This is a genomic window from Flavobacterium collinsii (assembly GCF_902804485.1).
Lineage (GTDB): Bacteria > Bacteroidota > Bacteroidia > Flavobacteriales > Flavobacteriaceae > Flavobacterium > Flavobacterium collinsii.
The window spans coordinates 18,296-29,836 of record NZ_CADCST010000148.1; the positions used below are offsets into that span (position 1 = coordinate 18,296).

Below are 11,541 nucleotides of genomic sequence, written 5' to 3' on the forward strand. Positions count from 1 at the left end.
TATTAAGATGATTTCAGTTGTTATTAGAGCTAGAAATCAATCTGTTTCGTTAGATTTTGCTTTAAGAAATCTAGTAGAACGATATCGCAATAGTATCTCTGAAATCATTGTTGTAGATAATGAATCGACAGATAACAGTAAAGAAATCGTTGCGAAATATGATGCTCGCTTTGTTACAATAAAAAACTTCAGCTACGGAGGAAGTGCAAATGTATGTGCCAGAGAAGCAAAATATCCAATTGTTGTTTTGTTCAGTGCGCATTCTTATCCGGTAAGTCATGATTTTTTTGAATTGATTCAGCAAAAATTTGAGCAAAATTCTAATTTAGCAGGCTTAAGATGTCTTCATAATCCAAATGATTATAAAAATTATATTAATCAGGTTTCAGTTCTGACAGATCCGAATAAATCAGGCTTAATATTTTCAGGTTCCGCTTTTAGTAAATTAGTATGGGAAAAGCACCCTTTTAAAGAAGATGTTGCAACTTTCGAAGACAAGGAATGGACTACCAGAGTAATTAAAAATGGGTACGAAATTGATTTTGTACCATCTATATTTTGTTATGACATTAAAAGAACAAAAAAACAACAATTGTTTAGATTTAAAAATGATATTGTAGGCAATTATCAATTATGGCATCAGGATATTACACTAGGAAATGCTTTGAGGGGTTTGTTGGGAGGAATTTATAATTTGTCGAAAAATTTTCTAATAGAGTTTTGGTATATAATTTTGCGTTTTTTTTATTTAATAAAATTCATAACAAACAAACCTAAAAAGTTTTAAAAGAACTTTCGCGGAAACTAGATAAGACTTTAATGACTAAAAATAATAATTTTGATTTTTTGCGATTTTTGTTCGCAATCTTAGTCGTCATTTCACATGCATTTCCATTGTCCGGAAGTATTGAAACAAAACAATGGATTTATGAGATTACAAATGGACAACTTGTTTTAGGTCAGATAGGTTTGAGCGGTTTTTTTGTGATTAGTGGTTTCTTTATATTTCAAAGTCTGGAAAGAAGTAAGAGTTTACAGGAATACTTCAAAAAGAGATTTTTAAGGCTTTTTCCTGCTCTGTTTTTCGTTTTACTTTTTTCGGTACTTTTAGCTCCCTTCGTTTATAATGGAAGTACGCCTTTTTTAAAAAATAAAGAAGTATTTACATACTTGCCCTATAATCTCACGCTGTTCGGATTTCAGTCTGGTATTAAGGGAATATTTGATACGAATTCATATCATGCTATAAACGGTTCTTTATGGACGATTAGATATGAATTTACCCTATATATTGCCCTGGCCTTACTTTTCTTTTTCAGAAACAATAAAAAACTAAATATCAGTATACTTTTATTTGTATATGTGTTTTTCATTATTCTTTACAATTTTTATTTGAGTAGATTTGCGGAATCTTCTCTTATGGGATTTCAAGGGGGACATGTAATTAATCTGGGAGCCTTTTTTATAGCCGGAAGTGTGCTGGCATCTTTAAAATTTCAAAATTGGAGGTATAAAAAAACATTATTAGTTATAGTGAGTTTACTTTCAGTGCTGTCTTTATATTTTAATTATTATGATGCAGTAAAACATATGATTTTCCCTGTTTTGGTAGTATTGATTGGTTTTATTCCGGTCAAATTTCTAAGTGGTTTTGGGAAAGCAGGAGATGCATCTTATGGGATTTATATTTACAGTTTTCCGATACAACAAACATTGATGTATTTTTTTAAGATGAATACTTATACCTTAATGTTTGTTTCAGTGATTATTTCCATAACATTTGGTTTTTTCTCGTGGCATTATATTGAAAAAAAGGCTTTGAAATATAAGAGAATAGACTAAACAATCTATTCTGTTTAACATCTGAATGAGAGCTGTCGTAAGGTTTTTTACTAATTTTTTAGATAGGAGAGATTGAAGTGAAAGTGGAAATCAGGAAAATATCTTCAGGATAAGAAATGAACTATGAGAAAGATACAGGAGTAAGGATTTAGAAAAAATTATTGCGGCTAAATAAATTGATTTGTTTCATGAAGCATCTCAAGAAATGAAAGTATCTTAAAATGATAACAATAACATTAACATATAGGAATCGGGATCTAAGAGTAGTTCAAAATTGTTTGGATTCTCTAAAAGATCAATCTAATCTCTCTTTTGAAGTTATTTTAATCGATTATGGAAGTGAAGATTCTAATGCGCTTTCTTTATGTAGCTTTGTAGGGGGGTATTCTTTTGTGCGTCTTATTTCATGCCCCGTAAAAAAACAACTTTGGAATAAGGCAAGAGCGATAAACATTGCTTTATTGCAATGTACAACTGATTACTTTTTTGTTGGAGATATTGATATGATTTTTCGGGAAGACTTTATTGAAAAATTAAACGAACTTAAGAGTGAAGATGAAATTACTTATTTTCAAGTTGGTTTTTTAGACCACGACGAATCAAAAAAAAGTAAATCTTTTAAGACATATAAAGTAAATCACTTATCCGGTAAAGAAGCAACAGGAATGACATTGTATGCTACTGCAATGTTAAAAAGTATAAACGGCTATGATGAGTTTTATCATGGTTGGGGAGCAGAAGATACAGATGTTCATATTCGGCTACAAAACAAAAAAGTTAAAGTCAATTTTTACAATGACGATCTCTATATCCTGCATCAATGGCATCCTAAAACTTATAGAAATAAAAGTAGTCTCGAACCCTTTCATAGTAGGCTTGAGAAAATAAATCATCAGTACATCCAGCAGATACAAAAAATGAATGTTATTCAAGCAAATCGTAATTCTAGTTGGGGGATTTTGCCCGTAAATCAGGATTATCTTAGTCTGAATCAACCGGATTACAGCTTGAAAATAACCAACGAAAAAAATGATATTGAAGCATTTTTATCAGGAACACTGGTAAACTTAAAAGATGTTGTGATAAATGTTGATGTTGAAAAACATGCACTTTGCAATAGTTTCAAAAATGAATGTAAAAGAATAATAGGAAAAAAACATTTTCAGTTTCTTTCCTTTGATATAATTAACGATACCATTTTGCTAACTATCGTTTCTTCTTTAAGAAACCAGCCTTATCAATATGAGTATTCAAAATTGGAACAAACTATTAATTTAAAAATTAAATTATAGTTATGAAGATTCTAATGGTTGCAATGGCTTCACAGCATTTTTTCAGATGGGTTGAACAGCTTGAAAATGCAGGACATGAAGTCTATTGGTTTGATGTTTTGGACAGTAAAAAAAAGGTAGAAAGAATTAGTTGGGTAAATCAAATTGTGGAATGGAAACTGTGTTGGAATTACCCGGGACGTGAATTTTTAAAAAGTAAATTTCGTAGTTTCTATAACTTTATACAACAGTTTAATGAGTACAACACAGCGACCATTTTTGAGGAAAAGTTGCTGGAAATAAAGCCAGATTTAGTACATAGCTTCGAAATGCAGCTTTCTTGTTTGCCAGTTTTGGAAGTAATGGAAAAATATTCTTCTATCCAATGGGTTTATTCCTCCTGGGGCAGTGATATGTTTTTTTCAGAACAGATAGGGATTTCAGACGTATTGATGTCCAAAACGTTAAAAAGAATCAATTACTTAATAACAGATTGTTTTAGAGATTTTAAAATTGCCACAGAAAAAGGCTTCGGAAACAAATTTCTGGGAGTTTTTCCGGGTAATGGAGGATTTGAATTTAAAGAGGAACGAATTATTCCTCCGGCATCCCGAAAAACAATTTTGATAAAAGGATATAACAATGAAATTGGTAAAGGAATTACTGTAGTTAAAGCCTTAAGCAGTGAGATTTTGCTATTACTCAACGAGTATCGCATTGTTGTATTTGGAGCAGATTTGGAAATTAAAGATTACATTCAAAATAATAGTCGATTTGCCAATAGTCAAATCACAGTTTATTTAAGATCCGAGTTTATTGAAAACAACGAACTAATGAGAATAATGGGAGAGAGTTATATTTACATTGGTAATAGTTTGTCAGATGGATTGCCCAATTCTTTAATCGAAGCAATGGGGATGGGGGCTTTTCCAATTCAGTCTAATCCGGGCGATGCAACAGCTGAACTTATAAACGATGGACAGAACGGATTACTTATTCAAGATGCGTTAAATGCTAAGCATATTGAAGAGTTACTAAAAAAGGCAATTTTAAACCCTGCAATGATAGAAAATGCTTTTTCGTATAATATCAATGTCATAAAAGAAAGATACGATAGAGAAAGTAACAGATTAAAGATAATAGAATTATACAGTTCTGTTGAAAAAGTAAAAAATTAAATTTTAAACATCACACATAAAATAGTTTAAGAATACTAGAAATAATGGATTCTTTATAAATTGATTAATATAATTTGCTATGAAAAAAATAGGAATTATTCCACTTCGAAAAGGTTCTAAAGGAATTGTTGGAAAAAATAAAAAGAAAATGGTAGGGCGTCTTCTTTTTTCATGGGTTCTTACGGAAGCTATTTTTTCTGATTTAGATGAGATATATGTTTTTACTGATGATTTAGAGATCATTGCCTTTATAGAAAAAGAATATACCTGGACCAATAAGGTAATTCCATTATTGCGCAACGAAGAAAATGCAAGTGATACTTCCTCAACAGAGAGTGCAATGTTAGAGTTTTCAGAGAAAATTAATCATAATTATAACATAATATGCCTGCTTCAGGCGACTTCTCCGCTAACTTTAACCGCTGATATTAATACTGCTCTTGCGCGAATAACAAATGAGTCTTTTGACTCTGCAATTAGCGTTGTAAAAACACATCGATTTATTTGGAATAAACAAGGTCAACCAATGAACTATGATATTTTTAATCGACCGAGGAGACAGGATTTTGAAGGTTTACTAATCGAAAATGGTGCTGTTTATTGCAGTACTAAGGAAGCTTTTTTGGATAAGAAAAACAGAATAAGCGGTAAGATAGGATTGGTCGAGATGTCTGAGGATACTTTGATTGAAATAGACAGTCTTTCCGATTGGAATAGTATAGAGGCGCTCTTAATAGGACGTCAGAAGGCACTGAAGCAAAATCAAAAAATAGAATATTTAGTTCTGGATGTCGATGGTGTTTTTACTGATGGTTCGGTTTATTACGATAAAGAGGGCGAAATGGCCAAAAAGTTTGATATGCGTGACGGAATGGGGCTCGAAATTTTAAGACAAAATGGGGTTGAGGTTGTAGTATTAACTTCAGAGAATTCAAAGTTGGTAGAGCAGAGAATGAAAAAACTTCAAATTAAAAATACTTTTTTAGGTGTTAAGGATAAATACTCCTTTTTAAAGCATTTTATTAAGGACAGAAATAGTAGTTTTGCGGCCGTTGCCTATGTAGGAGATGACGTAAATGATTTGACAAACATTTGTAGTTGTGGGTGGTCTTTTGCACCAGCAAACGCAGTAGATATTGTAAAAATGAATGCAGATATTGTATTGTCTCATCATTCCGGAAAAGGTGCCATCCGCGAAGTATGCGATATTATTAAAAAGTACAACAATAGATATGAATAAATTTGAGAAGCCTTTTGTAATTGCCGAAATAGGCTGTAACCATAAAGGAGATATGGAAATTGCAAAAGAGTTGATAAAAATAGCAGCCATTTTTTGTAATGTTGACGCAGTTAAATTTCAAAAACGAAATAACAAAGAATTATTGACAGCGGAACAATACAACGCACCGCATCCAAATGCATCTAATTCTTATGGTGATACATATGGAGAACACCGCGAGTATTTAGAATTTGACGTCGAACAGCATGCTGAATTAAAGCGATATTGTGAAGAGATCGGGATACTGTATTCTACTTCTGTTTGGGATACCACTTCTGCTAAAGAGATTACGTCTCTAAATCCCGCTTTTATCAAAATTCCTTCAGCTTGCAATAATAATTTTGAGATGTTGGAGTGGTTGTGTGACAATTATTCGGGAGAAATTCATATATCAACGGGAATGACTACAAAAGAGGAGATAGATACTTTAGTAAATTATTTCGTCGAAAAAAATAGAAATAAAGACCTGGTCTTATACAATTGTACATCAGGATATCCTGTTCCTTTTGAAGATGTATGTTTGCTGGATATCAGTTTTCTAAGTCAGAAGTATGGAGATAAAGTTAAACATATTGGTTTTTCAGGACATCATTTAGGAATTGCGGTAGATATTGCAGCATATACATTAGGTGCACCTGTTATTGAACGCCATTATACAATTGACAGAACCTGGAAAGGAACTGACCATGCAGCATCTTTAGAACCAATGGGACTTCGAAAATTGGCAAGAGATTTAAAAGCAGTGCATAGTGCTATGACTTTTAAAAACACTGATATTTTGCCTATTGAACAGGTGCAGCGTGAAAAACTTAAAAATAAAAAGATCAATTAATAAAAGACATTTTCGTAAAGAGATAAATCTTTTATAGATTTTAATGGTTTGATTTATTACAATGAAAAAAAAAATATTTATTTTTCTTCCGGATGGTGTAGGATTGCGAAATTTTGCGTTTACTCCTTTTAAAGAAATTGGAGAAAAAAAAGATTATCAAATCGTTTATTGGAATAACACGGTTTTTTCTCTGAAAGAAGAGTTGGGGTATGAGGAAGTTAAAATTGAAAATCATAAGACACATCATTTAACGCCCGTTCTTTCAAGAGTTCGAAAGCATATAGAGCTTAATGTCTCACAAAAAAAGTTTAACGATAAAGTATATGAGACCTATAAATTTCCTTTTAGTTATGACGGTTTAAAGAATACTTTAAAAACAGCTTATATTAAATTACTAATTGGCTGTAATTCATCTGAAAAAGGAATTTTAAGAATAAGAAAGCGTATCAATGCTCTCGAACGTTCGACTTCAAAATATCAATATTGTAAAGCACAATTAGAAGAGAACAAACCAGATTTAATTTTCTGTACGACTCAGCGAGCCACTCAATCGGTTAGTGCCTTATTAGCAGCCAAAGATCTAAAAATTCCGGTCGTTGCTTTTGTGTATTCATGGGATAATGTTCCTAAAGCAATGCAAGTAGTCGAAGCCGATTATTATTTTGTCTGGAGTGATTTAATGAAAGAAGAGATTTTGAAATATTATCCTTTTGTAACATCATCTCAGGTTTTTGTAACAGGGACACCACAATTTGAGCCTCATTATGATAAAAAATTGTTTAAAAGCAGAGAGGTTTTTTTTAATGAAAACAACTTAGATAACTCCAAAAGATACATTTGTTTTTCTGGAGACGATGAAACAACATCTCCTTTGGATCAATATTATTTGGAAGATCTTGCAACTGCCGTACGGAATTTAAATGCTAAAGGAGAAAATATTGGTATTATTTACCGCAAATGCCCTGTTGACACTACAAATCGTTACGATACTATACTTGATTCTTATGTAGATGTTATATCAGTTCTGGATCCATTGTGGAAACCGGTAGGTAAAAATTGGAACGAGATTTTTCCAACAAAAGAAGATCTTGCATTGTTGCACAATATTTGTGCTCATTCAGAATTTGTTACTAATGTATGCTCTTCTACTGTATTTGATTTTATCGCACATGACAAACCTTGTATTTATTTTAATTATGAGCAACCACAGTTAAAAAAGGGGATCAGAGATATAGGCCAAAATTACAAATATGTCCATTTCAGAAGTATGCCTAGTCAGGAAGCAGTGATATTCTGTACCAATAAAACAGATTTAGAAAACCAGGTAAAACAGATCTTGGACAGCAAATTATCGAATGTTCCGGACGGTAAAAAATGGTATGAAATTGTTGGAGGGAGAAATCCAACTACATCATCACTAACAATCTGGGACAATATTGATTCTATATTAAAACAATAATATTCTATGTTTTTTAATTCAATAGCTTTTGCTATTTTTTTACCAATCGTTTTTTTTCTGTATTGGTTTGTTTTTAATAAAAACAAAAGCACTCAAAATGCTTTATTAATTGTTGCCAGTTACTATTTCTATTCCTGTTGGGATTGGAGATTTCTGTTTTTGTTAGTTTTTTCAACTTTTCTGGATTACTACACTGGAATTCAGATCGAAAAAGGAAAATCAGATAAAAGCCGTAAGTTTTGGTTCTGGCTTAGTATTTTAGTCAATTTAGGATTTTTAGGAATCTTTAAATACTATAACTTTTTTGCCTCTTCGTTTTCAGAATTATTAAATTCAGCAGGATTAAAAGCAAGCCCAATTTTATTGAATGTAATTCTGCCGGTCGGAATTTCATTTTATACCTTCCACGGATTATCGTACGTTATTGATATTTATTACAAACGTATCAAAGCAGAACATAATTTTGTTGATTATTCTTTATTTGTGAGCTATTTTCCTCTTTTGGTTGCTGGTCCCATAGAAAGAGCAACCCATTTATTGCCTCAGGTAAAAGTAAAACGGGAGTTTGATTTTGAAAAAGCTAAAGAAGGGGTTTATCAAATTATTTGGGGACTGGTTAAAAAAGTAGTTATTGCAGATACTTGCGCTACTTATGCCAATGCCATTTTTGATCATTACCCTACAATGAATTCCTTCTCTTTAATTATGGGAGCCATTTATTTTGCTTTTCAAATATATGGAGATTTCTCAGGATACTCAGATATTGCGCTGGGAGTATCAAAATTGTTTGGATTAGATTTATTGAGAAATTTCAATTATCCCTATTTTTCAAGAGATATTGCAGAGTTTTGGCGACGTTGGCATATTTCGCTTTCATCGTGGTTTCGTGATTATCTCTATATACCATTGGGAGGAAGTAAGGGAGGGCTTTGGATGAAAGTTAGAAATACTTTTATCATTTTTGTTGTAAGCGGATTTTGGCATGGTGCCAATTGGACGTACATTACTTGGGGATTTATTAATGCAGCTTATTTTCTTCCATTACTTTTGTCCAATAAGAATCGAAATAATATAGATACCGTAGAGTTAAAATGGAATTTGGATTCAGTAAAAGTAATGTTCAGTATTCTTATTACTTTTTTTATCACTTGTATTGCGTGGGTATTTTTTAGGGCAAAAACTGTAACGGACGCGGTTTTGTATTTAAAAAGAATCATCTCTAATGGAGAGTTTAAATTTCAATATTTGGCAAACGATAGGAGTAATTATGAATTAATAACAATGATTGGTTTGTTCGTTTTGGTAGAATGGAATAACCGTAACAAAGTTGAGCCTATTTCCGGAAAAAGAAACTTCTTAAAATTGGCCTTGGCAATAACAGCTATTTTGGCTTTTGGAACTTTTTCTGATTACAAAGAATTTATATATTTTCAGTTTTAATGAAGAATTTTCTATTTTATATATTCAAAATATTGATAATAACTATTTTGATTGCCATATTTTTAGATGGTTTGTATACTTATGTTTTTCTGCAATCTAATAATAGAGGAAAAGTAGAAACAGTTTTTAACGCAAAGGCACAAAACTACGATGTTGTAATTTTAGGGACTTCTAGGGCACAAAATCATTTTGTAGCAGAGATGTTTAAAGACAAGGGACTAGAAACAGTTAATTATGGAATGAGTGGCGGGCATTTATTTGAAACAGCCTTACTATTAAAATTAATGGTTGAAAGAAAGTATCGTATTAAAAATATCATACTTGAAGCAGATTTAAACCTTGCAAATGATCATGAATCTGAAGGGGTTGCAGCTAAATTTTTACCCTATATTCATAATTCTGATGTCATAAAAGAACATTTCAGAGCCTATGAAAATTTTAATGAATTGTATTATGTTCCGTTTTATAGATATATAAAATACGAAAAAGGTATTGGTTTCAGAGAAGTTTTTTGCATTGCGATTAACAAAAGAACTAATGTATGGGAAAATTTAGGTTATTACCCATTAGAGAAGCATAAAAACGGGAACATGAAAAATAATATTGTTAATCTGAATCCGTTGCCGCACAATAAATACTATGAAGAAATTAAAAAGATTTGCAAAGAAAATAAAATCAATTTAATAACTGTGATGACACCTATGTGTGAAAATGTTGTTGGAATGGATTATTTCGATAAGGTAAAAAAGGCTTATCCTGAAATTTATAACTACGAAAATGTTGTGATAGAAAATAAATATTTTTCATCTTGTGGACATATGAATGATGCTGGAGCTAAGATGTTTACAGCTGAAATAATAAAGGATTTTTTTAATAAATAATTTTAGGAGATTTAGTAGTACATATTTTTACAAAATGATTACATATAGTAAACTAGGTAAGAAAGGAAATTTAGGGAATCAGCTTTTTCAAATTGCATCTACTATAGGATTGGCAGTTGAAAACAGACAAGATTTTCTTTTCCCAGAATGGAAATATCAGTCCTATTTTAAGAATAAATTGCCGCTATTAGAACCAGATCTGCTTAGTTTTGTAGCTGTTGAAGAAAAAGAATACAATTATTATAAAAGAGAATTAGGAAAAGAGAACTATGATATTTCAGGTTGGCTTCAGACAGAAAAGTACTTTGATAAAGAATTAGTGAAGCATTATTTTGAGTTTTCAGAAGTTTTAATTGACCGGTTAATGGAAAAATATCAGGAAGCCTTTACTAAACCTACAATCTTAATTTCAATTCGAAGAGGAGATTTTGTAGACCATCCAGATTATCTTCAATTACCTATACATTATTACCTTAACAGTTTAGCTCGTTTTTTTCCCGACTGGCAGGCCCGCAATTTGATTGTTTTAAGTGATGATATTAAATATTGTAAATTTCATTTTTCATTTTTAGAAAATGCCTTTTTTGGGGATCAGTTAAATGAAGCCGAACAATTATGTTTAGGATCATTATGCGATGATTTCGTAATTAGTAATTCTACTTTTTCATGGTGGTCAGCATGGTTAGGGCAAAAAAGCAATTCAAAAATAGTAAGACCTTATAAAAATTTTGATGGATTAAAAAGTTTAGAATTAGATGATAAAGATTATTATCCGGAGAGCTGGATAAATTACAATCATAGTGATGATAAACCTAAACTGGAAAATTTAGCTTTTTGCATAGAAACGAAAAATAATACAGAAGCGATTAAAAATTATATCAGTGATTATTTTGATGTGAATATTGTTTTTGGAAAAAATGAGATAGATGTACATGAGGATATCTACTTTTTAAAGAAAGATTATTTTTTGCCGCCTTTTTTACTGTATGTTGGCTGGTTAAAACTTAAAAATTCTGGAAGTAAAATTGTTATTAATAGAGTTGTTAAAACGTTCAAAGTTTCGAAAAGATTTGATTACAACGAGTTTTTAGTTCAAAAAGATTTTGGCCTGTTCTCGAGAATTTTTTCATTTCCAAAACTAGCAACAACAGGCAAACATAATTTTGATATTTACTTGCAGCGAAACAAATGTAAACTTCTAGAATCAGAGAATGTTTTTTCAGATGATATTGTATTGTATTCTTGTGTAGGTGAATTCTTTGGTATAGGCGGATATCATTATAGTCTTAAAAAATATGTAATGCGAAAAGAAATACAACTAAAAAAGAGAATCAAAAAAATTCTTTCGATTAAATAAAT

The 11,541-nt window shown here is 31.2% G+C and carries 10 protein-coding genes; all 10 read left to right on the forward strand.

The window, feature by feature from the left end; genetic code table 11:
- Positions 1-7: 7 nt before the first annotated feature.
- The gene (locus FLA105534_RS22120; RefSeq protein ID WP_173968250.1) at positions 8-787 is read left to right on the forward strand and encodes a glycosyltransferase; all 780 of its coding nucleotides are present in this window, start codon (positions 8-10) and stop codon (positions 785-787) included.
- Positions 788-819: 32 nt separating this feature from the next.
- Positions 820-1,842: an acyltransferase family protein gene (locus FLA105534_RS22125; RefSeq protein ID WP_173968251.1), complete on the forward strand. Its 1,023-nt coding sequence runs from the start codon at positions 820-822 to the stop codon at positions 1,840-1,842.
- Between the two features lie 221 nt (positions 1,843-2,063).
- Entirely contained in the window at positions 2,064-3,134 is a 1,071-nt protein-coding gene (locus FLA105534_RS22130; protein WP_173968252.1) for a glycosyltransferase family 2 protein, read from the forward strand.
- A gap of 2 nt (positions 3,135-3,136) precedes the next feature.
- Entirely contained in the window at positions 3,137-4,291 is a 1,155-nt protein-coding gene (locus FLA105534_RS22135; protein ID WP_173968253.1) for a glycosyltransferase, read from the forward strand.
- A 79-nt stretch (positions 4,292-4,370) separates the two neighbouring features.
- Entirely contained in the window at positions 4,371-5,531 is a 1,161-nt protein-coding gene (locus FLA105534_RS22140) for an acylneuraminate cytidylyltransferase (protein ID WP_173968254.1), read from the forward strand.
- Complete coding sequence (locus tag FLA105534_RS22145) at positions 5,524-6,402, forward strand: N-acetylneuraminate synthase family protein (RefSeq protein ID WP_173968255.1); 879 nt, start codon at positions 5,524-5,526, stop codon at positions 6,400-6,402. Before FLA105534_RS22140 ends, FLA105534_RS22145 begins: the two co-directional genes overlap by 8 nt.
- Before the next feature lie 61 nt (positions 6,403-6,463).
- Positions 6,464-7,861 carry a glycosyltransferase family protein gene (locus FLA105534_RS22150; protein ID WP_173968256.1) on the forward strand — a complete coding sequence of 466 codons (1,398 nt, stop codon included), beginning with the start codon at positions 6,464-6,466 and terminating at the stop codon, positions 7,859-7,861.
- Positions 7,862-7,867: 6 nt separating this feature from the next.
- A complete protein-coding gene (locus FLA105534_RS22155) occupies positions 7,868-9,301 on the forward strand; it encodes an MBOAT family O-acyltransferase (protein WP_173968257.1) in 1,434 nt (477 codons plus the stop codon).
- Positions 9,301-10,182 carry a hypothetical protein gene (locus FLA105534_RS22160; protein ID WP_173968258.1) on the forward strand — a complete coding sequence of 294 codons (882 nt, stop codon included), beginning with the start codon at positions 9,301-9,303 and terminating at the stop codon, positions 10,180-10,182. Before FLA105534_RS22155 ends, FLA105534_RS22160 begins: the two co-directional genes overlap by 1 nt.
- 34 nt (positions 10,183-10,216) lie before the next feature.
- On the forward strand, positions 10,217-11,539 hold the full coding sequence (locus FLA105534_RS22165) for an alpha-1,2-fucosyltransferase (protein WP_173968259.1): 1,323 nt from the start codon (positions 10,217-10,219) through the stop codon (positions 11,537-11,539).
- The last annotated feature ends 2 nt before the right edge of the window (positions 11,540-11,541 follow it).